This is a genomic window from Micromonospora sp. NPDC005215 (genome assembly GCF_040607915.1).
Taxonomy (GTDB): Bacteria; Actinomycetota; Actinomycetes; order Mycobacteriales; family Micromonosporaceae; genus Micromonospora.
Genome location: NZ_JBEXHQ010000001.1, coordinates 40,527 through 63,108 on the forward strand (window position 1 = coordinate 40,527; position 22,582 = coordinate 63,108).

Below are 22,582 nucleotides of genomic sequence, written 5' to 3' on the forward strand. Positions count from 1 at the left end.
ACACTACTCTCCGTGACGGACCGAGGGTTGATCGGCGATCTCCGCAGGCCGGATACCTCCTTGTCAGGCACCAAGTTACCGATTCGTAGCGCTCGATCGGGTGGATCTCCCTGGAAACGCTCCCATTACCGCAGGTCACGCAAGTGCGTCATGCATTTGCGTTCCGCACATCGAGATGAACAGACGTGGGTCGATGACCCTCGGCACCCCCCGGCAGGCCGAGCGCGTTTCGGGCCCGACCGCCTGGGAATTCGATACGGTCAGCCCTGGTTCTACGGGACGTAGACAAACCGCGGTGATCGGAGAGTGCAATGGCAACCGTTGAGCTGACCTCGGCGAACTTCGACGAGGTGACCGGCGACGACGGCATCGTCCTGGTCGACTTCTGGGCCGACTGGTGTGGTCCGTGCAAGCGGTTCGCCCCGGTCTACGAGCGCTCCTCGGAGAAGCACGAGAACATCGTCTTCGGCAAGGTCGACACCGAGGCTCAGCAGGAGCTGGGCGCCAAGTTCGACATCCGGTCGATCCCGACGATCATGGCGATCCGCGACGGCGTGATCGTCTTCTCGCAGCCGGGCGCCCTTCCGGAGTCCGCCCTGGAGAACCTGATCGAGCAGGTCGAGGCCCTGGACATGGACGACGTCCGTAAGCAGCTGGCCGAGCACAACCACTGAGTCGTGCATCCGAAGGCCGGGCCCGATGCGGGTCCGGCCTTCGTCGTCTTCCCCCGGTGATCATCTGCCCGGGCAGGTCCAACTGACCGTCGGAGGGACCCGAGGCGGCCGGTACATCCCGTATCGTCACGACCTGATGGAGACCCTGACCACCCGCGGGCGCGTGACCCGGCTGGGCGCGACCGCACTCGGTCTCGTCCTGCTGCTGGTCGGCACCTTCTGGGGCAGCGACGACGACTTCCCGTTCGGCCCGTTCCGGATGTACTCCACCTCCAACCCGCCGAACGCACCCGCCCCGGACACCCGGGTCGAGGGGGTGAACAGCACCGGCGAAGTCGTCGACCTCGACCAGGACGCGACAGGCATCCGTCGGGCCGAGATCGAGGGGCAGCAGGGCCGGTACGCCGCCGACCCGGCGCTGCTCGCCGAGGTCGCCGACGCGTACGCCGAACGCCACCCGGATGCCGCCGCGCTGGTCGAGATCCGCATCGTCATCCGCTGGCACGGCATCCGTGCCGGCCGACCGACCGGCCAGCACACCGACGAGACAGTGGTCCGCTGGCAGGCCCCCCGATGAGCCGCTGGCTGACCGAGGCCGTGCCGCGCGGTCGCATCGCCGCGTTCCGGACAGTGATCTACCTCTTCGTCGCCGCCGACCTGGTGATCTTCACCCCCTGGGTACGCACCCGGGTCAGCGTGCCCGGCGAGCTGTACCAGCCGCTACTGGTCGGCCGCCTGCTCCCGCTACCGACGCCCACCCCGGCGCTGGTGGCGGTCATCTTCTGGTCGCTGCTGCTGCTCACGCTCCTCGCCGCGACCGGGCGTGCGCCCCGGCTGCTCGGCTGGGCGGTCTGCGCGCTGTACCTGGAGTGGATGATCATCGCGATGAGCTACGGGAAGGTCGACCACGACCGGTTCGGGCTGCTCGTCGCACTGGCCGTCCTGCCCACCGCCGGTCGAGCCCGACACGGCGACACCACCCGCACCGAGGCCGGCGGGTGGGCGCTGCGCGTCACCCAGCTCGCGGTGATCTGCACGTACTTCCTGGCCGCCTGGGCCAAGCTGCGCTTCGGCGGCGTGGACTGGCTGACCGGCTCGGTGCTGGCCCGCGCGATCATCCGGCGCGGCACCGACCTGGCGGACCTCATCGCCCAGGTGCCGTACCTGCTGATCGTCGCCCAGTTCGGCATCGTCGCCTTCGAACTGTTCAGCCCGCTCGTCTTCCTGCTACCGGCCCGCTGGCGGCTGGCCATGGTCGGCTTCTTCTACTCGTTCCACGTGGTCACCATCGCGGCCATCACCATCTCGTTCGCGCCGCACCTGGCCGCGATGACCAGCTTCCTACCGCTGGAGCGGGTCCGCCCGGTGGTCTGGGCCCGCCGGCTCGCCGGCCGGGACACCCCCGAATCGACGGCAGCGGACGTCGACACCGCATCGGCGCCGCCGGATCCGGAGCGGGTCAGCCCCAGCGCGGACCGGACCCAGCTCGGCGATCAGGCCCCGGTGGTCGGGCGTCCGGCCGGGCCGTAGAGCCGTTCGCGGGCCTCCTGCGGCAGCGAGCAGGCCGCCGTGCCGCCCGGCAGGCGGTGCCGGTTGCGCGCCACCCAGCGGTACACCGGCCAGGCCACCGCGCGCACCGGCGGGAACCGTAGGCCCGCCCCGGCCGCCCGCCAGACCGGACCACTGTCGGCGAGCAGCTTCGCGATGGCATCCGGGCCGGCGGCACGTGCGCCGTCCGCGCCGACCCACTGCACGGCCTCCTCGCACTCGGCCACGGTGAGGCCGAGCGCGTCCAGGTCGGAGAACTGCCAGGGCACCACCCGCGCGCCCGTGGGGATCCGGCGAGCGATGAACTCGGCGCACTGCGTGCAGAACGCGCAGTCCCCGTCGTAGACGAAGGTCGACGTCTCCATGCCGTCCATCCTCCCCTCTCCGACCACCCGAACGACCACCGGTGTACGGCGGGTCACTTGCACTCCACTCGTACGCGTGTTCGAATAGTGGCCATGCGCTGGGACAACCTCACCGCTCCCCCGGTCGAGGGAGACCCCGAGCGGGCAGCGCCAGCGACGCCACCCCTGCCGCTGGCGCTGCCCGGCACGATCGCCCGCACCTTCGACACTCCCGAGTTCGCCGGGATGACCTTCTACGAGGTGCAGGCCAAGTCCATCCTCAACCGTGTGCCCGGGCAGTCCCGCGTCCCGTTCGAGTGGACGATCAACCCGTACCGGGGCTGCTCCCATGCATGCGTTTACTGCTATGCGAGAAATACTCACACCTATCTTGACCTCGATGCCGGTGCGGACTTCGACCGAAAGGTGATCGTCAAGGTCAACGCCGGTGAGCTGGTCCGACGCGAGTTGGCCGCACCGAAGTGGCGGGGCGCGCACGTGGCGATGGGCACCAACGTCGACTGCTACCAACGGGCCGAGGGCCGATACCGGCTGATGCCGCAGATCATCGCGGCCCTGCGGGACTTCGCCAACCCGTTCTCGATCCTCACCAAGGGCACGCTGATCCTGCGCGACCTGCCGCTGCTGCGTCAGGCCGCCGAGGTCACCACGGTGGGCATCTCCTTCTCGGTGGGGTTCGTCGACGAGCAGCTCTGGCGTTCCGTCGAGCCGGGCACTCCGCATCCACGTCGCCGGCTGGACGCCGTCCGGGCGCTCACCGACGCCGGCTTCTCCGTCGGGGTGCTGATGGCCCCGATCCTGCCTGGCCTCAGCGACAGCGACGAGTCGATCGACACCACCGTGTCGGCGATCGCCGCAGCCGGGGCGACAAGCGTGACCGCACTGCCCCTGCACCTGCGTTCCGGCGCTCGGGAGTGGTACGCGCACTGGCTCACCCGGGAGCACCCGCACCTGGTGCCCCGCTATCGCGAGCTCTACCGGGCCGGCTCCTACGCGCCGCAGGCGTACCAGCGGGAGTTGACAGCGCGGGTGCGGATCGCGGCCCGCCGGCACGGGCTGCACCGCGGCGAGCGGGGCGACAACCGCACCCTGCCCGAGCCACCCGCACCGCCAGCCACCGAGCAGCTCACCCTGCTCTAGCCGGGGCGGAGCTACAGTCGGCGGGTGCGTACCGCTTCGCAGATCCTCGCCGACGCCGCCGTGATCGCCGTCGTGGGCGCGTCCCGCGACCCGTTGAAGGCCGCGCACGGCGTGCCGTTGCAGATGCAGCAGCACGGCTGGCGCATCATCCCGGTCAACCCGACCGTCGACGAACTGTTCGGGGAACGGGCGTACAAGTCGCTGGCCGACATTCCGCACCCGGTCGACCTGGTGGACGTGTTCCGGCCGGCGGCCGACGCCGTGCAGGTGGTCCGGGACGCGGCGGCGATCGGTGCCCCGGCGGTCTGGCTGCAACTGGGCATCGTCTCGGCCGAGGCGCGGCGGATCGCCGAGGAAGCCGGCATGGACTACGTCGAGGACCGCTGCCTCATCGTCGAACGCGCCGCCGCCGGCCTCAGCCGCCTCGCCTAACCACCCCATCCCACGCCCCGCCGCGCCGCGCCCCGCCGCGCCCCGCCCCGCCCCGCCAGGTCGATCATCGAGTCGTGGTGCCAGAGGTTCAGCCCGGTTCGGCACCGACCCATCCGATGCCTGAGGACTGAACGGACGCAGCCGGACCAGACCGCCAAGGATGGTCGGTCTCTCCTCGGCCCCCTGGCTCGGGCGGCGGCCGGCGGTGACCGTCGGTCACCTCCGTGGGGGGCGGATGCGGTAGTGAGCGGTATACCTCTGAGTCATATTCATACCTCTGAGGTATACCGCTCACCAGCACATCGACATGGCGGGCAGCCAACGCGGATGGCGAGCGCCCTTCGCTGCGTCCGCAGCCCCGCCCCGGGTGAGGACTTACGAATCCCAGGACCATTCCTGAGAGCCGTCACCGACCGACCGACGCGGCCAGGTCAGAGCTTGTACTCCTTGAGCAGGCCACGGGAGATGATGGTCTTCTGGATCTCCGAGGTGCCCTCGCCGATGAGCAGGAACGGGGCCTCCCGCATCAGTCGCTCGATCTCGTACTCCTTGGAGTAGCCGTAGCCGCCGTGGATGCGGAACGCCTCCTGGACGACCTCGGCGCAGTATTCGGAGGCGAGCAGCTTGGCCATCCCGGCCTCGACGTCGTTGCGTTGGCCGGCGTCCTTGAGGCGGGCGGCGTTGACCATGAGGGCGTGCGCGGCTTCGATCTTCGTGCCCATCTCGGCGAGCTTGAAGGCGATCGCCTGGTGCTTGGCGAGCGGCTGGCCGAACGTCTTGCGCTGCTGGGCGTAGCTGACCGCCAGCTCGAAGGCGCGGATGGAGATGCCGCAGGCGCGGGCGGCCACGTTGACCCGGCCCACCTCGATGCCGTCCATCATCTGGTAGAAGCCTCGGCCGACCTGGTCGGCGCCACCGAGGATCGCGGAGTCAGGCACTGTCACCCCGTCGAGCACCATCTCGGTGGTCTCGACGCCCTTGTAGCCCATCTTCTCGATCTTGCCGGGGATGGTGAGGCCGGGGGCGGTCTCGCCGAAGCCCGGCTCCTTCTCCAGCAGGAAGGTGCTCATGTTGCCGTACACCGACTCGGCGCCGGTGTCGGTCTTGACCAGGGTGGCCACCACTGAGGAGTACGCCCCGTTGGTCAGCCACATCTTCTGCCCGTTGAGCACGTAGTTGTCGCCGTCGCGGACGGCCCGGGACCTGATCGCCGCGACGTCGGAGCCGGTCTCGGGCTCCGACATGGAGAACGCGCCGCGCACCTCGCCGGTGGCCATCTTCGGCAACAGCCGGGCCTTCTGCTCGGTCGAGCCGTGCTGGGAGATCAGGTACGCCACGATGAAGTGGGTGTTGACGATGCCGGAGATCGACATCCAGCCCCGGGACAGCTGCTCCACCACCAGCGCGTAGGTGAGCAGCGACTCGCCGAGCCCACCGTGTTCCTCGTCGATGGTGAGACCGAACAGCCCCATCTCGCGCATGCCGTCGAGGATGTCGGTGGGATATTCGTCGGCGTGCTCCAGCCGCTGCGCGTGCGGGATGATCTCCTTGTCGGCGAAGTCCCGGACGGTCTCCAGGATCGACCGTTGCACATCGGTCAGGCCGGGCGTCTGGGCGAGTCGGGCCATCTCAGCCTCCGGGGATCCGCGCACTACTCGTGGGTAACTGAACGCTGGGTCAGTATCGGCCTCCCGGGCCGACGAGGCCAAGGTGACCAGTCCACACAACCGCTGTGAAAAGGTTCACCGCTACGGGTAGCGTCCGGCAAGAGGGACTTTTCCGGCACCGGCAGGAGGAGGACAGCGCGTGAGCCACCCGCCGCCGTCGGGACCACCATCAGACGAGCAACCGCCGTCACCCTACGAGCCACCCCGGGACCAGTCACCGTACGCGCCGCCGCCGGCCGGCCAGTCGCCGTACGCGTCGCAGCCGGACCAGCCGGCGTACGAGCTGCCGGCGGAACGCTCACCGTACGGGCCGCCAGCCGACGAACCATCGCCGTACGGGCAGCAGGGACCGCACCAGTCGGGGCACTGGAGCCAGCAGCCGCCGTACCCCCCGCAGGGCCCCTACGCCCAGTACGGCCCGCCGCCGTCCGGGCCGGGTCGGGGCACCAACGTGCTGGCGATCCTGTCGCTGGTCTTCGCCTTCGTGTTTCCGCCGGCCGGCGCCGTGCTCGGTCACGTGGCGAAGCGGCAGATCCGCACCAGCGGCGAGGAAGGCGACCAGCTCGCCACCTGGGGGCTGATCCTCGGGTACGTCTTCACCGGGCTCACCGTGCTGGCCTGCTGTGGCTGGCTGGCTCTGGTGGCCTTCGCCAACAACGGCGACAGCGGCGGCTACTGACCCGCCGCGCCGGTCAGCGGAACCGGGCCTCGCGGACACTGTTGCCGCCGTCCACCACAAGCATCTGACCAGTGATGTACGAGGCGGCCGGCGAACAGAGGAAGCTGATAGCGGCGGCGACCTCGTCCGGAGTGCCCGGTCGACCGACCGGTGTGCCCAGCCCCTGCTTGATCTCGGCCGCCGTGGACGCCGCGGTGTAGATGGTGCCGGGCGCCACCGCGTTGACTGTCACCCCGTCCGCGATCATCTCCATGGCCAGCGCCCGGGTCAGCCCCACGACCCCGGCCTTCGCCGCGGCGTACGCGGCCTCGGTGGGCAGGGCGTTGACCGGGCCGGCGGTGGCCGCCAGGTTGACGATCCGGCCCCAGCCCCGCTCGGCCATCCCACCGATGAACGCCCGACTGCACAAGAACGCGGTGGACAGGTTGCGGTCGATCTCGCCGCGCCACTCGTCGTAGGTCAGCTGCGCGACCGGCCGCAGCACCCCCTGGCTGGTCCGACTGGCGAGGCCGGCGTTGTTGACAAGCACCTCGACGTCGCCCAACTGCTCGGCGACCGCGTCGGCCAGCGCGCCGACCTCGGACTCGTCGGTCAGGTCCGCGACGAAGCCGGTCACCCCCAGCTCACCGGCCCGCTCGTGGATGCGCCGGGTGGTGGACACGATGGCCACTCGCGCGCCCAGGTCGGTGAGCCGCCGGGCGGTGGCGTACCCGATGCCGTCCGGGCTGCCCGCCCCGGTCACCAGGGCGACCCGCCCGTCGAGGCGCATGGTCACCGGGTCGGCGAGCGCGGCCGGCTCATCCGGGCCGGGGCTGCCCGCCGGCGTGGCCGCGCGGGCACGCCGGGCCCCACCCGGGCGGCTGACGTCCCGTCTGGGTCGGCTGCCGGAACGGTCCGCGGCGCGCGCGTCGAATGCCATGCCAGGATCCTGCCCGTTGGGACCGGTCCGAGCAACGCGGCACCCGGTAGTGGGGGCGTCGGGTTTGGGCTGTGCTGGCTACCCTGACAGCGCATCCCGACCTGACGGAGAGAGTTCGCATGACCAATCCCCCGCCGCCCGGCAACTGGTCCGATCCCACGTGGTCGGCCCAGCCGTCGAGCCCCGCACCGGACCCGACCCTCGTGGCCGGCCATCCGGTGCCCGCCCAACCCGGCCCCGCCGACCCGTACGCGCCGGTCGACCCGTACGCCGGGGGGCAACCGCCGGGGGGCCAGCCGATGCCCGCTTACGCCGCGCCCGGTTACGCCGCGCCCGGCTACCCGCCGCAGTACCCCGGCTACGGCTACCCGCCGCCGCAGAAGACCAACGGGATGGCGATCGCGGCGCTGGTGCTCGCGCTGGTCGGCATCGCGTCCTGCATCACCGCGCCGATCGGCGCGATCCTCGGGCACGTGGCGCAGAAACAGATCCGGCTCAGCGGCGAGGGCGGGGCGGGGATGGCGAAGGCTGCCATCATCATCGGCTGGATCCTCACCGGGCTGCTCGGGCTGCTTATCGCCTTCTACGCCGTCGTGATCATCTACGCGGTCACCACGGGCGCGACAAGCGACAGCAGCTACTGACAAACGGGTCGGGTCGGCGTACCGCCGGTCGTCGAGCCGGGACGACAGCCGGCGGCGGTCGTCCCGGCCCGACCGGTCACCCGGCCGGTGGGGTGAACGACGAGGTACGGCTCATCCCGGCGGCCCGGCCCTTGGCGGCGATCACGAGCGCCATCTTGCGGGACGCCTCGTCGATCATCTCGTCGCCGAGCATCACCGCGCCGAGCCTGCCGCCGGCCTCCGAGGTGTAGTGCTCGTACGCGTCCAGGATCAACTCGGCGTGGTCGTAGTCGGCCTGCGCCGGCTGGTAGACCTCGTTGGCGGCCTCGATCTGACCCGGGTGCAGCACCCACTTGCCGTCGAAGCCCAGCGCCGCCGAGCGCTTGGCCACCGCGCGGAACCCGTCGACGTCCCGGATCTGCAGGAAGGGGCCGTCGATGGCCTGCTTGTCGTGCATCCGGGCGGCCATCAGGATCCGCATCAGGATGTAGTGGTACGGGTCGCCCGGATAGTCCGGGATCAGGCCGCCGACCACCATCGACCTCATGTTGATCGACGCCATGAAGTCGGCCGGGCCGAAGATGATGGTCTCCACGCGCGGCGAGGCGGCGGCGATCGCGTCCACGTTGACCAGACCGGCTGCGTTCTCGATCTGCGCCTCGATGCCGATCCGGCCGACCTCCAGGCCGAGCGTCTTCTCGATCTGGGTGAGCAGCAGGTCCAGCCAGTGCACCTGTTCGGCGGTCTGCACCTTCGGCAGCATGACGCAGTCCAGGTTGGCGCCGGCGCCCTCGACGACCTCGATGACGTCCCGGTAGGTCCACGGGGTGGTCAGGTCGTTGACCCGCACGACCCGGGTCTTGCCGGCCCAGTCGCCCTCGTTGAGCGCGGCCACGATGTTCTTGCGCGCTTCCGGCTTGGCCAGGGGGGCGACTGCGTCCTCCAGGTCCAGAAAGACCTGGTCGGCCGGCAGCCCCTGCGCCTTGCCGAGCATTTTGACACTGGAACCCGGCACGGCGAGGCACGACCGGCGGGGACGACCGACTGCGGCCATGGATGGGCTCCTTCCAGCGTCCGGCGGGCATGCCGACGCCACCTGACTCGGCGGGAAACTTAACGATCCCAAAGGGCGTTGTGACGCCACGGTAACCTCGCGCCATGACCGGGGTGAATGGACCTGTGGAAGATCTCACTGGGCGTCGACTGGTGGTGGTGACCGGGGCCAGCTCCGGCATCGGCTTGGCCGCCGCCGTGCAACTGGCCTGCCGGGGTGACCGGGTGGTGCTGGTCGGACGGGACCCGGCCCGCCTCCAGGCCGCCGCTGAACGGGTACGGGAGACCTCGGGCGAGCGTCCGGAGCTGTTCCGGGCCGACTTCGCGAGCCTCGACGACGTGCGCCGACTGGCCGAGCAGCTCCGGGCCGCGTACGACCGGATCGACGTGCTCGCCAACAACGCCGGCGCGATCGCGTTGCAACCACTGAGCACCGTCGACGGCTTCGAGATGTCGATCCAGGCCAACCACCTGGCCCCGTTCCTGCTGACCAACCTGCTCGCCGACCGGCTGGGCCGGATCGTGGTGACCGCCTCCGGCGCACACCGCTTCGGCGCGCTCGACCCGGACGACCTGAACGCCCCGCTGCGCGGCTACCGCTCGCTGGGCGCGTACGGCACCAGCAAGCAGGCGAACATCCTGTTCACCGCCGAGGCGGCGCGGCGCTGGCCGGACATTTCCGCGTACAGCTTCCACCCCGGGGTGGTGCGCACCCGGTTCGCCAACGACAGCAGGCTTGTCGCCTTCGGCATGCGTTTCATGCCGTTCCGCAGCCCGGAGAAGGGCGCCGAGACCCTGGTGTGGCTGGCCAACCAGGATCCAGCCCGGCTGATCACCGGCGGCTACTACTACAACCGCAGAGTACGCAGGCCGTACCGCAAGGCGGCCAACCCACAGCTCGCGGCCCGGCTCTGGGCGGCCAGCGCCACGGCCGTCGGTATCGATGGGTAGCGTGGCCGCCATGCTGACTCTTATCGCTGTCGTCGATTATCCGGCCGGGGCCGAGGCCGCCGGGCAGCGCTACGAGGACACGGTGCTGACCCTGCTCGGCCGGCACGGCGGCCGGCTGGAGCGGCGACTGCGCGGCACTGACGGGCAGGCCGAGGTGCACGTGATCCGGTTCGACTCCCCGGCCGGGTACGAGTCGTTCCTCGCCGACCCGGAGCGGGCGGCTCTGCGGAACGCGCTCGGCGGGTCCGCCCCGACCACCCGGGTCATCGAGGTCCACGAGGCCTGACCTTCGGCGGCAGTGGTCGCCCCAGCGGCGGGATCGGACCCTCACCAGGGCGAGCCGCGGATTCCCCGGCAATCTTGGACAGTTTCCGTTAACTGCTAACGGAAAATGTCCAAGATTGCTTCAGCAGCACGCGCCGCAAAGTTGCAGACCTGCGTCTTCCCTCACTTCATCACGGCATGGCGGGCGAGAACAAGACTTGATCTTGAGTGGTGTGGCGGTCAGGGTCGAGGCATGGAATTCGATGCGACAGCCACCGCGCGGCGAGCTCTCTGGATCGGTGGCGGACAGTGGGCCGGCAAGTCCACGGTCGCCGTCAACCTGGCTCTGCGACACGGGCTGACCGCGTACCTCTATGACCGGCACGATGCCCGCGGCCACGACGATCGACGGATCGCCGACCGGGCCCGGCGGGGCGAGCCGCCCGCCGGCCCCGATGCGGAGACCATGTGGCTCGGCACCGAGCCGGCGCGGATGGCGGCCGACACGCTGGCCGCCTTCCCTCGCCGCTTCGCTTGGGTGTTGGACGACCTGAGCGCGCTGGTGCCCGGTCGCCGAGTCGTAGCCGAAGGGTGGGGGCTGCGGCCGGAGCTGGTGGCACCGGTCGTCGAATCGTTGCGACAGGTGGCGGTGCTGGTGCCCACCGCCGAGTTCCGCACCCGCCAGATCGCCCGACTGCCACGGGCGCGCGCGATCACCGCCGGGGTCAGCGACCCGGAACGGGCACTGCGCAACCGGTGGGCGCGGGACGAGCTGGTGGCGGCGGACGCGGTGGCGCAGGCCGAGCGACTGGGCGTACGGGTGATCCAGGTCGACGGCAGCCTCGACGGCGACCAGTTGACCGATCTGGTGGCGGAGCACTTCGCGCCGTACCTGTGAGAGCCGTCAGCCGTCCAGCGGAGCGGGGTCGGCCGGCAACGCGGTCGGCGCGACCCGGCGAGCCGCCCGACCACCGCCGAGCACCACCACCGCCACCCCGACCAGCAGCAGCGCCATCCCGACCAGCGCGTACGGGCCGGGCAGCTGCCCCAGCCAGGCCCAGCCGAGCACTGCCGCGCCGGGGGCCTCCAGCAGGATCAGCACGCTCACCGTGGTCGCCGAGATCTTTTGCAGGGCGTAGTTGAACATCGAGTGCCCGAGCAACTGGGCGCCGGCGACCAGGGCCAGGATGGCCAGCCAGGTGCGCCCGTCGAACCCGGTCAGCCGTACGCCGCCGACCAGGCACAGGGCCAGCAGGATCAGCGCGCAGATCCCGTAGCAGATGGTGGTGTAGGTGGTGGTGCTGATGCTGGTCCGGGCCCGTTCCCCGAAGGCGGTGTAGACAGCGGCGAACATGGCGCCGACCAACGCCAGCACGTCACCGAGGACGGCCCGACCGGAGACTCCCACGTCCACCCCGGTGGCGACCGCCGCGCCGCCGACCGCCACCGAGATGCCGATCCACACCACCCGGGGCAACCGACGCCCCTGGGCGCGGGCGATCAACCCCTGCCAGACCGGCTGTGTGGCGACCAGGGCGGTGGACGTGGCGACCGAGGTGAGCTGGGCGCTCGGCACCCAGGTGGCGAAGTGCCCGGCGAGCGCGACCCCGGACAGGACGCAGAACAGGCCCTCCCGCCGCCCCGCCCCCACGGTGAGCCTGCGGAACTCGGCACGGCGCCGGGCCAGCGCGAACGGGCTCAGCACGGCCACCGCGAGCAGGTTGCGCCAGAACGCGATGGCCAGCGCGGGGGCGGCCGCGTACGCGATAAGCGGCGCGGACGACGACACGGCGACCACGGCCAGGCCGACCGCGCCGGTGGTCAGTGGATCCACTGTCGGCCGGGATGAAGGTGGGGGCACGGGACGTAATCCTCACACGTATGACGGTCAGCACGGAGGGTCATCACTCCGTTACGATCACGCGGTTCCGCGCCGGCGACCCTCGACCGCCCGGAGGCGTTTCCCCATGCCCAGCTACCAGGCGGTGCTGTTCGACTTCTTCGGCACCCTGACCCGTTCGGTGCAGCGCGGTGTCGCGCATCTCGGCACCGCCGAGCTGCTCGGCTGCCACACCGATGCGCTGACCGAGGTGCTGAACCGCACCTACTACGAGCGGGCCACCGGCCGGCTCGGCAACGCGGAGGCGACCCTGCGCTGGGTGTGCGCCCAGGTCGGCGTACACCCGAGTGACCATGCGGTGCGGGCGGCGGTGGCGTCCCGGCACCGGGCGGTCCGCGCGGACACCTGGCTGCGGGCCGAGGCCGTGCCCGTCCTGGCGGCCCTGCGCCAACGCGGTCTACGGACCGGCGTGATCAGCGACTGTACGCACGAACTGCCGGCCTTCCTGCCGCAGCTCGCGGTAGCCCCGCTGCTCGACGTGCGGGTCTTCTCGGTGCAGGTCGGGCGGTGCAAACCGGATCCGGCGCTCTACCTGACCGCCTGCCAGCGGCTCGGGCTCGCGCCGAGCGACTGCCTCTACGTCGGCGACGGCGGCAGCCAGGAGCTGACCGGCGCCGAGCGGGCCGGAATGACCGCCGTCCGACTCGCCGCGCCGGACCTGGCCACGCACATGGTGTTCAACGCCGACCTGGACTGGCGAGGCCCCACGCTCGGCGCACTGGGTGAGGTGCTCACCCTCGTCGACGTCGACGTCGACGTCGCGGGCGTCGGCGGCCGGGCCGGCTGAACAACTGATCAGCGGCGGCGGACCCGGTGCAGGCGGAACGGTTTGCGGGTGGCCCGGACCGCCGGGGTGGCCCGGGGTGGCTCGGCCTGCGCGTCGGCGGGCAGATCCGCGCCGGCCAGCGGCGTACCGGCCGGGGCGAGCCGGTTCACCGCGCAGCCGTCCGCGGCCCAGCGGGCCACCAGGTCGGCGGTCGGACCCGGCGCGTTGAGGCGCTTCGCCGCCACCAGCGGGGCTGCGGTGTCCCACGCCTCGGTGCCCGGCCGCACCCGGCTCACCCGGGCCGGCCAGGTGACGATCCGACCACCGTGATCGCCGCGCAGGGTGACCTGCGCCTCGCTCGCGTCGGCCAGACCCGGCGCGGCCTGCTCGCCCGGCCCGGAGACCACAAGCAGCGCGCCCTCCAGCGGGGCGCACCAGAGCGCGAGCGCCGGCCCGCCGGACACGCTGACCCAGGCCACGGCGGCCTTCTTCATCGCCTCGTCGACAAGCGGTGTGCCCCCGGGGGCGTCCTCGTCCGTCACACCCGCATCCTCCCCCATCGGCGCCTCCGCTCAACCCACGAAGGGCGGGACGGTGATCTCGCCCCGGGCCACCGGCATCACCTGACCGGCGACCGTCGCCCCGACCGCCACCCCGTTCGCCGCGGTGACCGTGCAGGCCAGCGCGGACGGGCGGTTCATCTCCACACCCTGACGCACCGCGTACCGGGACAACCCCGCACCGGGCAGCAGCCCGGTCGCCACCAGCCAGACACCGAGGCCGAGCGCCGCCGAGCCGGTCGCCGGATCCTCCGGGACGCCCATCCCCGGCACGAACACCCGGGCGTGCGCGGTTTGCGCGGCGGCGTCCCAGGAGAAGACGCTGACGTGCGACACCCCGTACCGCTGCGCCGCCGCCGCGTCCACCCGCGCACGGGCCACCGACTCCGGCCGCACGGGCAGGTACGGAAACTCCAGCCCGCAGCCCGCGACGCGGGGGGCCGGCCCGACGTGGTCGTCCGCGGTCAACCCGGCGATCTCCAGCAACGGCTCCGGGTCCAACTCCGGCCCGAGGGTCGGGGTGCCACCGGTCAGCGTCGCGCCGGTCGCGGTCACCTCGATCGGCAGCACCCCGGCTTCGCACTCCTGGGTGACCTGCCCCACACCGAACATGCCCCGCCGGCTCGCGGTGACCGCCGCACCGACGCTGGGGTGCCCGGCGAACGGCAACTCCTCGACCGGCGTGAAGATCCTGGCCCGGTAGGTGGCACCGACCTGGGTCGGTGGCAGCACGAACACCGTCTCGGAGAGGTTGAACTCCAGCGCGAGCGCCTGCATCTGCTCGGTGGCCAGCGCCTGCGCGCCGAACACCACGGCCAGCGGGTTGCCGGCGAAGGGGCGGTCGGTGAAGACGTCCACGATCTCGTAGGCCACTGTCGACATGTTGATAAACACTAGGCGCTTAGGCTGGTGCCCGTGAGTACGCCGACCCGGGTCTACATCGCCCGCCTCGCCGGAGTCGCCGTCTTCGACCCGAACGGTGACCAGGTGGGCCGGGTTCGTGACGCCGTGGCCCGGCTGCGGGCGACCAAGCGACCCCCGGAGGTGGTGGGCCTCGTCGCCGAGATGCCGATGCGTCGCCGGATCTTCCTGTCCATCAACCGGATCACCTCCATCGACGCGGACGCCGTCGTGCTCGGCTCCGGCACCCTCAACCTGCGCCGCTTCGAGAAGCGCCAGAACGAGCTGCTGGTCCTCCAGGAACTCCTCGACCGGCGGGTGCAACTCGACCCGGGCGGCCAGCCCGGCGCGGTCGTGGACGTCGCGATGGAGTGCACCCGGGGCGGCGAGTGGTCGCTGACCCGCGTCGCCGTACGCGAGCAGACCGGGCGGCTCACCCGCCGCGGCCACCTGCACCAGGTCGAGTGGGACCGGGTGCGCGGGCTCAGCGGCATCGCCGACAACCGGGGTACGGCGAATCTGCTCGCCGTCCTGGAGGACATGCGCCCCGCCGACCTGGCCAACGCGCTCCAGGACCTGCCCGACGCACGGCGCAACGAGGTCGCCGCCGCGCTGGACGACGAGCGGCTGGCCGACGTGCTCAGCGAGCTGCCGGAGCACGACCAGGTGGAGATCCTCGCCGCCCTGGACCGGGAACGGGCCGCCGACGTGCTGGAGGAGATGGACCCGGACGACGCGGCCGACCTGCTCAACGAGCTGCCCCCACCGGAGCAGGACGTGCTGCTGGACCTGATGGAGCCGGACGAGGCCGACCCGGTGCGTCAGCTCCTGAAGTACACGCCCGGCACGGCCGGCAGTGTGATGACCTCGGAGCCGGTCATCCTGCCGCCGGACGCCACAGTCGCCGAGGCGCTGGCCCGGATCCGGGAGCCCCAGCTCTCCCCCGCCGTCGCCGCGCAGGTCTTCGTGACCCGGGCACCACAGAACACCCCGACCGGCCGCTACCTGGGCATGGTGCACTTCCAGGCGCTGCTGCGCGAACCCCCGGCCGACCTGCTGGGCAAGGTGGTGGTCAACGACATCGACCCGCTGCGCCCGACCACCCCGCTGCCGGAGATCACCCGCCGGATGGCCACCTACGACCTGGTCGCCATGCCGGTGATCGACCGGAACAACCGGCTGGTCGGCGCCGTGACTGTGGACGACGTGCTGGACCACTCGCTGCCCCGGGACTGGCGGGACCGCGACGCCCTGACCGCCCCGGGCACCACCGACGCGGCGATGGACGGCGCGGATGGCTGAGCAGCGGCGGAACGAGCGGCTCGACCAGCCGCGCGAGCCCCGGGGCATCAAGCTGCCCCGGTTCGACGCGGAGGCGTTCGGCAGGTGGTCGGAGGGCATCGCCCGGGGCATGGGCACCGCGAACTTCATCGTCGTCATGACGGTGGTGATCGCGATCTGGTTCGTCTGGAACACGTTGGCCCCGGCGGAGCTGCGCTTCGACCCGTACACCTTCACGTTCCTGACCCTGGTGCTGTCGTTGCAGGCCAGCTACGCGGCACCGCTGATCCTGCTGGCGCAGAACCGGCAGGCCGACCGGGACCGGGTGGCCCTGGAGGAGGACCGGCGGCGAGCCACCGCGCAGAAGGCGGACACCGAGTACCTGGCCCGGGAGATCGCGGCACTGCGGATCGCGCTGGGTGAGGTGGCCACCCGCGACTTCCTCCGCTCCGAACTGGCCCGGCTGGCCGAGGAGCTGGACGAGGTGGGGCAGCGCCGGCAACGGCTGGAGCGCCGTCAGCAGGACAAGGACAACCGGCAGGAGAAGCGGAGCCAGCGGCCGACCGACGGTGTCGGCCTGGACGAACCACGCGACGACCTGGACGGCGACTTCGCCCGGGACGCCCGGCCGGACGGCACCGGGCCGCGCCTGCCGGACAAGTGATCGGCGGGGTCATCGATTGGCTCACACCGCCCTGGCCAGCAGCGGCAGTGGATGCCCCGCGACGTAGCATTGCGGGCATGTCAGCACCAGTGAGCACCGTCGAGGACGCGATCCAGGCCGCCCTGGCCACCGTCAACGACCCGGAGATCCGCCGGCCCATCACCGAGCTGGGCATGGTCCGCTCCGCCACGATCGCTGCCAACGGCGTCGTACGCGTCGAGCTGCTGCTCACCGTCGCCGGCTGCCCGCTCAAGGACAAGCTGCGGACGGACATCACCACCGCGGTAGCCGCGGTGCCCGGTGTGAACGGTGTCGAGATCGATTTCGGTGTGATGACCCCCGAGCAGCGGCAGTCGTTGCAGTCGCAACTGCGCGGCGGGGGTGCCACCGAGGAGCCCGTCATCCCGTTCGCCCAGCCCGGCTCACGCACCCGGGTGTACGCGGTGGCCAGCGGCAAGGGTGGCGTCGGCAAGTCCAGCGTGACTGTCAACCTGGCGGCGGCGCTCGCCGCCCGCGGGCTCTCCGTCGGCGTTGTCGACGCGGACATCTACGGCCACTCGGTGCCCCGGATGCTCGGCACTGAGGCCCGGCCCACCCGCGTCGAGGACATGATCATGCCGCCGCAGTCGCACGGCGTGAAGGTGATCTCCATCGGCATGTTCACCTCCGGCAACGCCGCAGTGGTGTGGCGCGGCCCGATGCTGCACCGGGCGTTGCAGCAGTTCCTGGCCGACGTCTACTGGGGCGACCTGGACGTGCTCCTGCTCGACCTTCCCCCGGGCACCGGTGACGTGGCCATCTCGCTGGCCCAACTGCTCCCCAACTCGGAGATCCTCATCGTCACCACCCCACAGACCGCCGCCGCCGAGGTGGCCGAGCGTGCCGGTGCGATCGCCCTGCAGACCCATCAGCGGGTGGTTGGCGTCATCGAGAACATGTCCTGGCTGGAGCTTCCGGACGGCTCCCGGATGGAGATCTTCGGCGCCGGGGGTGGCACGGCCGTCGCCGAGTCGCTGAGCCGGACCATCGGCGCCCAGGTGCCGCTGCTCGGTCAGATCCCGCTGGACACCCGGGTCCGCGAGGCCGGTGATGCGGGTAACCCGATCGTGCTGGCCGAGCCGGAGTCCCCGGCCGCGCAGGCCCTCAACGCGGTCGCCGACCGGCTGGCGCTGCGCCGTGAGTCGCTGCTCGGCAAGCCGCTCGGCCTCAAGCCCGCCGGCCGCTGACCACTGTCAAGCGGAGGCGGTGACCACCGCCACGCGGGCGCTGAACGGGCGCTGGGCGCGCGGGATCGGCGGGTGCGGCGTGCGGCGGGGGCGGACGGTCAGGTGGCGTCGTCGTAGCTGGCGCGGGGTGCCGGGGTGACGGTGCTGCTGGTGGCCGTGCCGGGTCGGGTCCCGTTCGACCGCAGATCCGCGGCGCTGGCCACGTCCTTCAGGTCGTCGTGCACGCCGCCGACGTCCGCACGCAGGTTGTCGTAGACGCCCTGCAACGGCTTGCGGATCGCCGCCTCGTCCTCCTCGCTGAGGAGGTGCTTGCGGATGAAGGCCTTCGGGTGCAGGTCCTCCAGCTGGATGTCGGTGCCCAGCTCACGGCTCAGGTCACCGGTGGCATTACGGGCCATGTTGCGCAGGTTGCGCACCAGCCGCAGACCATCGTTGATGACTGCGGGCAGCCGATCACCGAAGATCAGCAGCGCCAGGAGCAGCAGCGCCCCGATCTCCCACCAGTTCAGGTTCTCGAACATCCCCGCTGGCCTCCTCTCCGCGTCAGCAGCAAGACTACGCACGTCGGACGGCGTTCGGGCAAGGGGTGAGCCGTGTTCACTTCGCGTCCGCGGCGAGAGTTACCGAGGTGTTCTGCCGGGCGGAGCCCCGTCGAAACTCGACGGATACCACAGAGCCCGGCGCGAACTTGCGGACCAACGCGGTCAGGTCGGTCGGCTCGGTCATCGGCCGCCCGTTGATCTTGAGGATGACGTCGCCGACCTTCAACCCGGCGCTGTCCGCCGGCCCGGACGGCTCCACCTCCGCCAGCCGCAGGCCACCCCCGGCGACCCCGGTCGGGCCGTCCGCCCGGGCGCCGATCACCGTACGCCGGGCCTTGCCGGTGCCGATGATGTCCTGGGTCACCCGCTTGGCCTGGTTGATCGGGATGGCGAAGGCGAGCCCGATGTTGCCCGCCTCCTGCCCCTCGGCGACAAGTGACTTGATTGTCGAGTTCACCCCGACCACCCGTCCGGCGCCGTCGACCAACGGCCCGCCCGAGTTGCCGTGGTTGACGGCCGCGTCGGTCTGGATGGCCGCGTAGTAGCGGATCGGGCCACCCGGCTCGCCGGCCTGCATCGTCCGGTCCAGGGCACTCACGATGCCGGCGGTGACCGTGTTGGCCAGCGACAGCGGCGAGCCGATGGCGAGCACCGGGTCACCGACGGCCAGGGCGTCGGAGTCACCGAACTCCACAGGTCGCAGCCCGCTACGACTCACCTTGATCACCGCGATGTCCGACTCCGGATCCTGACCGACGATGGTCGCCGGCGCGGTACTGCCGTCGTTGAAGACCACCGAGGCCTTGCCGCTGCCGCCGGCCACCACATGGTCGTTGGTGATCACATGGCCGTCGGCGGTGGCGATGAAGCCGGAGCCCTCGCTGGTTCCGCCGAGGCTGCTCACCCGGACGGTGACCACGCTGGGCAGGACGCGTTCGGCGACACCGGCCAGCGACTCCGGCTTGCGCTGGGCCAGCGCCGGCGGCTCCGCTGGCACACCGCCGAGCACCACCCCACCAGCCCCACCCCGGACCGCGAACGCGTAGCCGAGCGCCCCACCGAGGGTGCCGGCCAGTAGCGCGGTGATCACGGGAATGAGCAACAGCTGGCGTAGCGTCGGCCGACCCGGCGCGTCCGGATCGGTGACCGGCTCGGGCTCGGAGCCGGCCGCCACCACCCCCGGCACCACCACCGCTGTCGGCGCCGCCGGGTCCCGCCAGGGATCGGCGAGCGCGTCCGACCACCAGGGCGACGCCCCGGCCGGGCCGGTGCCGCCCGCGACCGGTGCCGGCCAACTCGGCGACGGCCCCACGGTCGGCACGCCGGCCACGGGCGGCACCGGCGGGTACCCGGATGTCGGTACGTCGGCCAAGGGCGGCACGGGCGGGTACCCGGATGTCGGTACGTCGGCCGGCGGCACAACGGGCGTGCCGCCCGGCGGCACCACGGCAGGCGTGCTGCCGGCCCCCGGCGTGGTTGGCGATCCCGCCGGCGGGGCCTCTGCCCCGGGCGGTCGCGCCGGAGCCGGAGTCTCACCGCCCCGGCGCCAGTCCCAGCCGTCGGTCACGTCGGTGCCTCCCAGTCGGTCCCCGGATCCCGCGCCGCGTCGCCCGGCCACGGGCCGGTCTGGTCGCGGCTGACGGGATACCGCTTCCAGGATTGCACGGATGCACGCGGTGGAGTCAGCGGTTGCCCCGGTGATCGCGTCAGGAGGAGGCCCGACTGCGCGCCCTGGCGGTCGCCTCTACGCTCACAGTGCCAACCCGCCCCCCGCACCACGCACCGCCCCCGGAGGTGCCCCATCGCCACGGTCGCCGGTATCGGCAGTTCGACGGCTCAGGCTCAGCAGTTCGCCGAGTCCTACGTCACCGAGGATCTCGTCCTGCGCACCGCCCGCAGCCTGGCCCTGGAGGTGGGCCTCGACGCGGTCACCCCCGGCGCGGGAGCGGCGTTGCGGCTGCTGGCCGCCGCCGGCAACGCCCGCGCGGTGGTGGAGATCGGCACCGGCACCGGGGTGAGCGGGGTCTGGTTGCTGCGCGGCATGCGCGCCGACGGTGTGCTCACCACCATCGACGTGGAGGTGGAGCATCAGCGGATCGCGCGGCGGATCTTCGCCGAGGCGGGCTTCGCGGCCGGCCGTACGCGGATCATCACCGGTCGGGCGCTCGACGTGCTGCCCCGGCTCGCCGACGGCGCGTACGACCTGGTCTTCGTGGACGCGGAGGCGACCGGCTTCCATGCCTGCGTGGAAGCCGCCCTGCGGCTGTTGCGCCCGGGCGGCGTGCTCGCGCTCAACGGCGTGTTGGCAGGCGGCCGGATCGGTGACCCGGCCGCCCGGGACGCGGAGACGGTGACGGTCCGCGAGACGATCAAAGCGGTCCGGGAGTCGGAGCACTGGATCCCCGCGCTGCTCCCGGTCGGGCACGGGGTGCTCGCCGCGGTGAAGTGCTGACCTGGGTTCAGTCGACGCTGGCCAGCCAGCGCAGCAACCACCGAACGCCCCACCCGGTGGCGCCGCGGCTGACCTCGGCCTGGTCGCCGTCCGCCCAGGACGGGGCAGACATGTCCAGGTGCAGCCAGCGGTCCCGTAGTTCGCCGGTGAACTCGCGCAGGTAGAGCGCGGCCAGCACCGAGCCGGCACCCTGCGCCGGCGCACTGTAGAGATCGGCGATGTCGCTGCCCAGGTATTCGGCGTAGTCGCTGTGCAGCGGCATCCGCCAGGCCGACTCGCCGGCCGCCTCGGTCGCGGCCAGCACGTCAGCGGCCAGTTGGTCGTTCTCGCTGTACAGGGCGGCGGTGCGCTTGCCCAGCGCCACGGCGTTGGCGCCGGTGAGGGTGGCCAGGTCGAGCAGCAGGTCCGGTTTGAGTTGCCGCACCGCGTACGCCAGGGCGTCGGCGAGGACCAGTCGGCCTTCGGCGTCGGAGTTGGTCGTCTCGCTTGTCGTTCCGCCGTAGTGCCGGATGACGTCGCCAGGGCGGAACGCCGAGCCGCTGACCATGTTCTCGGCGAGCGGGACGAGCGTGGTGATCCGGACCGGCAGCCGTAGGGTGGCGGCGCCGAGGGTGGCGGCGACGACAGCGGCCGCGCCGGCCATGTCCTTGCGCATCAGTTTCATCGCCGACACCGGCTTGATCGAGATGCCGCCGGTGTCGAAGGTGATGCCCTTGCCGACCAGCACCACGTGGGTACGCGCGTCGGCGGGGTGCCAGTCCAGCTCGACCAGCCGGGGGCCACTGGCCGAGCCACCGCCCACGGCGAGGATCCCGCCGAAGCCCTCGGCGGCCAACTCGGCCGGGCCGCGCACCCGCAGTCGCAGGTCCGGCAGGTCGGTTGCGGCGGACGCCACCTGGTCGGCGAACCACTGCGGGGTCTTCACCGAGGAGGGGGTGTTGGTCAGGTCACGGGCGAGATGGGTCATCGCCGCGGTGGTCCGGGCCGTGGTGACGGTGGCCTCGAACGTGGCCGGGTCGGCGAGCAGCAGGTCGACGCCGTCGAGCGTCGGCGCGTCACCGGCCTCGGTCAGCCGGTACCGGTACGAGGCGAGCAGCAGGCCCTCGGTCAGCCCGCGCACCGCGGCCGGAGTCAGCTCGGCCGGCAACGCGATGGTGATATGCGTCTCATCCGCCGCGGAGCGGGCCAGGGCCGCGCCGGCCGTCCGCCAGGCCGCCTCGCCACCGTCGCCGATGCCGAGCAGCAGGAGCCGGCCAGGGGTACGTCCGGGGCGCAGCTGGGTGTGGATCTCGCCAGCTCGGCCGGTCAGTCGGGCCGCCGACACCAGCGCGGCTGCCTCGTCGGCCGTGTCGTCCGGCGGGGTCGCAGCGGTCGACACGGGCTCGGCCGAGGCGTCACCGCCCGCTGCCGGATCGGCGGGACGGACAGGCAGGACGAGGACGTCGAGCCGGTCGGGCTCGGCGATCAGACGGATGGCGAGCACGCGGAACCGTACCTCCAGGAAAGTGTCGCGGAGCGGAACTCAGCCCGCCTGCCCGCAGTGATGAAGACCCTGAGCCACCGGCGATACCGGTGGCCCAGGGTCGAAGAACGCTCCGGGCGGTGGAAGCCGCCCGGAGCACTCCTTACTCAGCCGGCCGCCGCCTTCAACGCGTCACCGAGCGCGTTGGCCTCGTCGGGAGTCATCTCGACGACGAGCCGGCCACCGCCCTCCAGCGGGACCCGCATGACGATGCCCCGGCCCTCCTTGGTGACTTCCAGCGGACCGTCGCCCGTCCGCGGCTTCATCGCCGCCATGTTGTCTCCCCTCAGACCTACACCAGGGTCGGTGGGTTGCCCCACAGCCACTTCGTCACGACCACCCGCAACGGTCGCGGGGGCGTCGACAGACGATTTTCCCTGATGAACACCGCCGGACCCAAACCGGAGCAGCATTGATGTAACAGCATCTAGCTTATCTTGAGAAGGCCTGTCAC

The 22,582-nt window shown here is 71.7% G+C and carries 26 protein-coding genes; 15 read left to right on the forward strand and 11 right to left on the reverse strand.

Going from position 1 to position 22,582, the window contains the following annotated elements; translation table 11 throughout:
• Positions 1-311: 311 nt before the first annotated feature.
• The 3 genes from trxA (at position 312) to ABZU25_RS00245 (ending at position 2,204) form a co-directional block, all read left to right on the forward strand.
• Positions 312-674 (forward strand): thioredoxin, encoded by a 363-nt coding sequence (gene trxA / locus ABZU25_RS00235; protein ID WP_355027115.1) that lies wholly within the window; start codon positions 312-314, stop codon positions 672-674.
• Between the two features lie 136 nt (positions 675-810).
• Positions 811-1,251 carry a hypothetical protein gene (locus ABZU25_RS00240; RefSeq protein WP_355027116.1) on the forward strand — a complete coding sequence of 147 codons (441 nt, stop codon included), beginning with the start codon at positions 811-813 and terminating at the stop codon, positions 1,249-1,251.
• Positions 1,248-2,204 (forward strand): HTTM domain-containing protein, encoded by a 957-nt coding sequence (locus ABZU25_RS00245; RefSeq protein WP_355027117.1) that lies wholly within the window; start codon positions 1,248-1,250, stop codon positions 2,202-2,204. Before ABZU25_RS00240 ends, ABZU25_RS00245 begins: the two co-directional genes overlap by 4 nt.
• Here ABZU25_RS00245 and ABZU25_RS00250 read toward each other — a convergent pair.
• Complete coding sequence (locus tag ABZU25_RS00250) at positions 2,168-2,587, reverse strand: DUF393 domain-containing protein (RefSeq protein ID WP_355027118.1); 420 nt, start codon at positions 2,585-2,587, stop codon at positions 2,168-2,170. The genes ABZU25_RS00245 and ABZU25_RS00250 overlap by 37 nt on opposite strands.
• Positions 2,588-2,680: 93 nt before the next feature.
• Between ABZU25_RS00250 and ABZU25_RS00255 the strand changes: the two genes are divergently transcribed.
• Positions 2,681-3,727, forward strand: a complete 1,047-nt coding sequence (locus ABZU25_RS00255; RefSeq protein WP_355027119.1) for an Rv2578c family radical SAM protein — start codon at positions 2,681-2,683, stop codon at positions 3,725-3,727.
• 24 nt (positions 3,728-3,751) lie between these two features.
• The gene (locus ABZU25_RS00260; protein ID WP_355027120.1) at positions 3,752-4,159 is read left to right on the forward strand and encodes a CoA-binding protein; all 408 of its coding nucleotides are present in this window, start codon (positions 3,752-3,754) and stop codon (positions 4,157-4,159) included.
• Positions 4,160-4,590: 431 nt separating this feature from the next.
• On the opposite strand, the gene ABZU25_RS00265 is transcribed toward ABZU25_RS00260, so the two are convergent.
• Entirely contained in the window at positions 4,591-5,787 is a 1,197-nt protein-coding gene (locus ABZU25_RS00265; RefSeq protein WP_355027443.1) for an acyl-CoA dehydrogenase family protein, read from the reverse strand.
• 178 nt (positions 5,788-5,965) lie between these two features.
• Here ABZU25_RS00265 and ABZU25_RS00270 point away from each other — a divergent pair, with 178 nt between their 5' ends.
• Positions 5,966-6,505 carry a DUF4190 domain-containing protein gene (locus ABZU25_RS00270; protein ID WP_355027121.1) on the forward strand — a complete coding sequence of 180 codons (540 nt, stop codon included), beginning with the start codon at positions 5,966-5,968 and terminating at the stop codon, positions 6,503-6,505.
• A gap of 13 nt (positions 6,506-6,518) precedes the next feature.
• Here the strand turns inward: ABZU25_RS00270 and ABZU25_RS00275 are convergent, their stop codons facing one another.
• The gene (locus ABZU25_RS00275; RefSeq protein ID WP_355027122.1) at positions 6,519-7,424 is read right to left on the reverse strand and encodes an SDR family NAD(P)-dependent oxidoreductase; all 906 of its coding nucleotides are present in this window, start codon (positions 7,422-7,424) and stop codon (positions 6,519-6,521) included.
• A 119-nt stretch (positions 7,425-7,543) separates the two neighbouring features.
• Here ABZU25_RS00275 and ABZU25_RS00280 point away from each other — a divergent pair, with 119 nt between their 5' ends.
• Positions 7,544-8,068, forward strand: coding sequence for a DUF4190 domain-containing protein (locus ABZU25_RS00280; protein ID WP_355027123.1), 525 nt, complete (start codon positions 7,544-7,546; stop codon positions 8,066-8,068).
• Positions 8,069-8,144: 76 nt separating this feature from the next.
• Here the strand turns inward: ABZU25_RS00280 and ABZU25_RS00285 are convergent, their stop codons facing one another.
• Positions 8,145-9,101, reverse strand: coding sequence for a CoA ester lyase (locus ABZU25_RS00285; RefSeq protein WP_355027124.1), 957 nt, complete (start codon positions 9,099-9,101; stop codon positions 8,145-8,147).
• A 125-nt stretch (positions 9,102-9,226) separates the two neighbouring features.
• On the opposite strand from ABZU25_RS00285, the gene ABZU25_RS00290 reads away from it, so the two are divergent.
• The 3 genes from ABZU25_RS00290 (at position 9,227) to ABZU25_RS00300 (ending at position 11,213) form a co-directional block, all read left to right on the forward strand.
• Positions 9,227-10,051, forward strand: coding sequence for an SDR family NAD(P)-dependent oxidoreductase (locus ABZU25_RS00290; RefSeq protein ID WP_355027444.1), 825 nt, complete (start codon positions 9,227-9,229; stop codon positions 10,049-10,051).
• A 10-nt stretch (positions 10,052-10,061) separates the two neighbouring features.
• The gene (locus ABZU25_RS00295) at positions 10,062-10,337 is read left to right on the forward strand and encodes a hypothetical protein (RefSeq protein ID WP_355027125.1); all 276 of its coding nucleotides are present in this window, start codon (positions 10,062-10,064) and stop codon (positions 10,335-10,337) included.
• Between the two features lie 231 nt (positions 10,338-10,568).
• On the forward strand, positions 10,569-11,213 hold the full coding sequence (locus tag ABZU25_RS00300; protein ID WP_355027126.1) for a hypothetical protein: 645 nt from the start codon (positions 10,569-10,571) through the stop codon (positions 11,211-11,213).
• 6 nt (positions 11,214-11,219) lie between these two features.
• On the opposite strand, the gene ABZU25_RS00305 is transcribed toward ABZU25_RS00300, so the two are convergent.
• Complete coding sequence (locus ABZU25_RS00305; RefSeq protein WP_355027127.1) at positions 11,220-12,176, reverse strand: DMT family transporter; 957 nt, start codon at positions 12,174-12,176, stop codon at positions 11,220-11,222.
• 106 nt (positions 12,177-12,282) lie between these two features.
• On the opposite strand from ABZU25_RS00305, the gene ABZU25_RS00310 reads away from it, so the two are divergent.
• Positions 12,283-13,002, forward strand: a complete 720-nt coding sequence (locus tag ABZU25_RS00310) for an HAD family hydrolase (protein ID WP_355027128.1) — start codon at positions 12,283-12,285, stop codon at positions 13,000-13,002.
• Between the two features lie 8 nt (positions 13,003-13,010).
• Here the strand turns inward: ABZU25_RS00310 and ABZU25_RS00315 are convergent, their stop codons facing one another.
• Both ABZU25_RS00315 and ABZU25_RS00320 read right to left on the reverse strand, forming a co-directional pair.
• Positions 13,011-13,541: a hypothetical protein gene (locus tag ABZU25_RS00315; RefSeq protein WP_355027129.1), complete on the reverse strand. Its 531-nt coding sequence runs from the start codon at positions 13,539-13,541 to the stop codon at positions 13,011-13,013.
• A 12-nt stretch (positions 13,542-13,553) separates the two neighbouring features.
• The gene (locus ABZU25_RS00320) at positions 13,554-14,423 is read right to left on the reverse strand and encodes a PhzF family phenazine biosynthesis protein (RefSeq protein ID WP_355027130.1); all 870 of its coding nucleotides are present in this window, start codon (positions 14,421-14,423) and stop codon (positions 13,554-13,556) included.
• 33 nt (positions 14,424-14,456) lie between these two features.
• On the opposite strand from ABZU25_RS00320, the gene ABZU25_RS00325 reads away from it, so the two are divergent.
• The 3 genes from ABZU25_RS00325 (at position 14,457) to ABZU25_RS00335 (ending at position 17,612) form a co-directional block, all read left to right on the forward strand.
• Positions 14,457-15,743: a CBS domain-containing protein gene (locus ABZU25_RS00325; RefSeq protein ID WP_355027131.1), complete on the forward strand. Its 1,287-nt coding sequence runs from the start codon at positions 14,457-14,459 to the stop codon at positions 15,741-15,743.
• Complete coding sequence (locus ABZU25_RS00330; RefSeq protein WP_355027132.1) at positions 15,736-16,386, forward strand: DUF1003 domain-containing protein; 651 nt, start codon at positions 15,736-15,738, stop codon at positions 16,384-16,386. The genes ABZU25_RS00325 and ABZU25_RS00330 overlap by 8 nt, the downstream gene beginning before the upstream one ends.
• A gap of 77 nt (positions 16,387-16,463) precedes the next feature.
• On the forward strand, positions 16,464-17,612 hold the full coding sequence (locus ABZU25_RS00335; protein WP_355027133.1) for an Mrp/NBP35 family ATP-binding protein: 1,149 nt from the start codon (positions 16,464-16,466) through the stop codon (positions 17,610-17,612).
• 98 nt (positions 17,613-17,710) lie between these two features.
• Here ABZU25_RS00335 and ABZU25_RS00340 read toward each other — a convergent pair whose 3' ends face one another.
• On the reverse strand, positions 17,711-18,133 hold the full coding sequence (locus tag ABZU25_RS00340) for a preprotein translocase subunit TatB (RefSeq protein WP_355027134.1): 423 nt from the start codon (positions 18,131-18,133) through the stop codon (positions 17,711-17,713).
• Positions 18,134-18,209: 76 nt separating this feature from the next.
• Positions 18,210-19,466 carry a trypsin-like peptidase domain-containing protein gene (locus tag ABZU25_RS00345; RefSeq protein ID WP_355027445.1) on the reverse strand — a complete coding sequence of 419 codons (1,257 nt, stop codon included), beginning with the start codon at positions 19,464-19,466 and terminating at the stop codon, positions 18,210-18,212.
• Positions 19,467-19,973: 507 nt separating this feature from the next.
• Here ABZU25_RS00345 and ABZU25_RS00350 point away from each other — a divergent pair.
• Positions 19,974-20,606: an O-methyltransferase gene (locus tag ABZU25_RS00350; RefSeq protein ID WP_355027446.1), complete on the forward strand. Its 633-nt coding sequence runs from the start codon at positions 19,974-19,976 to the stop codon at positions 20,604-20,606.
• 7 nt (positions 20,607-20,613) lie between these two features.
• On the opposite strand, the gene ABZU25_RS00355 is transcribed toward ABZU25_RS00350, so the two are convergent.
• Together ABZU25_RS00355 and ABZU25_RS00360 are read right to left on the reverse strand one after the other, a co-directional pair.
• Positions 20,614-22,089: a leucyl aminopeptidase family protein gene (locus tag ABZU25_RS00355; RefSeq protein ID WP_355027135.1), complete on the reverse strand. Its 1,476-nt coding sequence runs from the start codon at positions 22,087-22,089 to the stop codon at positions 20,614-20,616.
• A 146-nt stretch (positions 22,090-22,235) separates the two neighbouring features.
• Positions 22,236-22,403: a DUF3117 domain-containing protein gene (locus tag ABZU25_RS00360; protein WP_007455245.1), complete on the reverse strand. Its 168-nt coding sequence runs from the start codon at positions 22,401-22,403 to the stop codon at positions 22,236-22,238.
• Positions 22,404-22,582 lie beyond the last annotated feature (179 nt).

Coding starts and splice junctions, on each gene's coding strand:
- trxA (WP_355027115.1), top strand. CDS start 312: ATGGCAACCGTTGAGCTGACCTCGGCGAACTTCGACGAGGTGACCGGC.
- ABZU25_RS00240 (WP_355027116.1), top strand. CDS start 811: ATGGAGACCCTGACCACCCGCGGGCGCGTGACCCGGCTGGGCGCGACC.
- ABZU25_RS00245 (WP_355027117.1), top strand. CDS start 1,248: ATGAGCCGCTGGCTGACCGAGGCCGTGCCGCGCGGTCGCATCGCCGCG.
- ABZU25_RS00250 (WP_355027118.1), bottom strand. CDS start 2,587: ATGGAGACGTCGACCTTCGTCTACGACGGGGACTGCGCGTTCTGCACG.
- ABZU25_RS00255 (WP_355027119.1), top strand. CDS start 2,681: ATGCGCTGGGACAACCTCACCGCTCCCCCGGTCGAGGGAGACCCCGAG.
- ABZU25_RS00265 (WP_355027443.1), bottom strand. CDS start 5,787: ATGGCCCGACTCGCCCAGACGCCCGGCCTGACCGATGTGCAACGGTCG.
- ABZU25_RS00275 (WP_355027122.1), bottom strand. CDS start 7,424: ATGGCATTCGACGCGCGCGCCGCGGACCGTTCCGGCAGCCGACCCAGA.
- ABZU25_RS00280 (WP_355027123.1), top strand. CDS start 7,544: ATGACCAATCCCCCGCCGCCCGGCAACTGGTCCGATCCCACGTGGTCG.
- ABZU25_RS00285 (WP_355027124.1), bottom strand. CDS start 9,101: ATGGCCGCAGTCGGTCGTCCCCGCCGGTCGTGCCTCGCCGTGCCGGGT.
- ABZU25_RS00295 (WP_355027125.1), top strand. CDS start 10,062: ATGCTGACTCTTATCGCTGTCGTCGATTATCCGGCCGGGGCCGAGGCC.
- ABZU25_RS00300 (WP_355027126.1), top strand. CDS start 10,569: ATGGAATTCGATGCGACAGCCACCGCGCGGCGAGCTCTCTGGATCGGT.
- ABZU25_RS00310 (WP_355027128.1), top strand. CDS start 12,283: ATGCCCAGCTACCAGGCGGTGCTGTTCGACTTCTTCGGCACCCTGACC.
- ABZU25_RS00315 (WP_355027129.1), bottom strand. CDS start 13,541: ATGGGGGAGGATGCGGGTGTGACGGACGAGGACGCCCCCGGGGGCACA.
- ABZU25_RS00320 (WP_355027130.1), bottom strand. CDS start 14,423: ATGTCGACAGTGGCCTACGAGATCGTGGACGTCTTCACCGACCGCCCC.
- ABZU25_RS00330 (WP_355027132.1), top strand. CDS start 15,736: ATGGCTGAGCAGCGGCGGAACGAGCGGCTCGACCAGCCGCGCGAGCCC.
- ABZU25_RS00335 (WP_355027133.1), top strand. CDS start 16,464: ATGTCAGCACCAGTGAGCACCGTCGAGGACGCGATCCAGGCCGCCCTG.
- ABZU25_RS00340 (WP_355027134.1), bottom strand. CDS start 18,133: ATGTTCGAGAACCTGAACTGGTGGGAGATCGGGGCGCTGCTGCTCCTG.
- ABZU25_RS00360 (WP_007455245.1), bottom strand. CDS start 22,403: ATGGCGGCGATGAAGCCGCGGACGGGCGACGGTCCGCTGGAAGTCACC.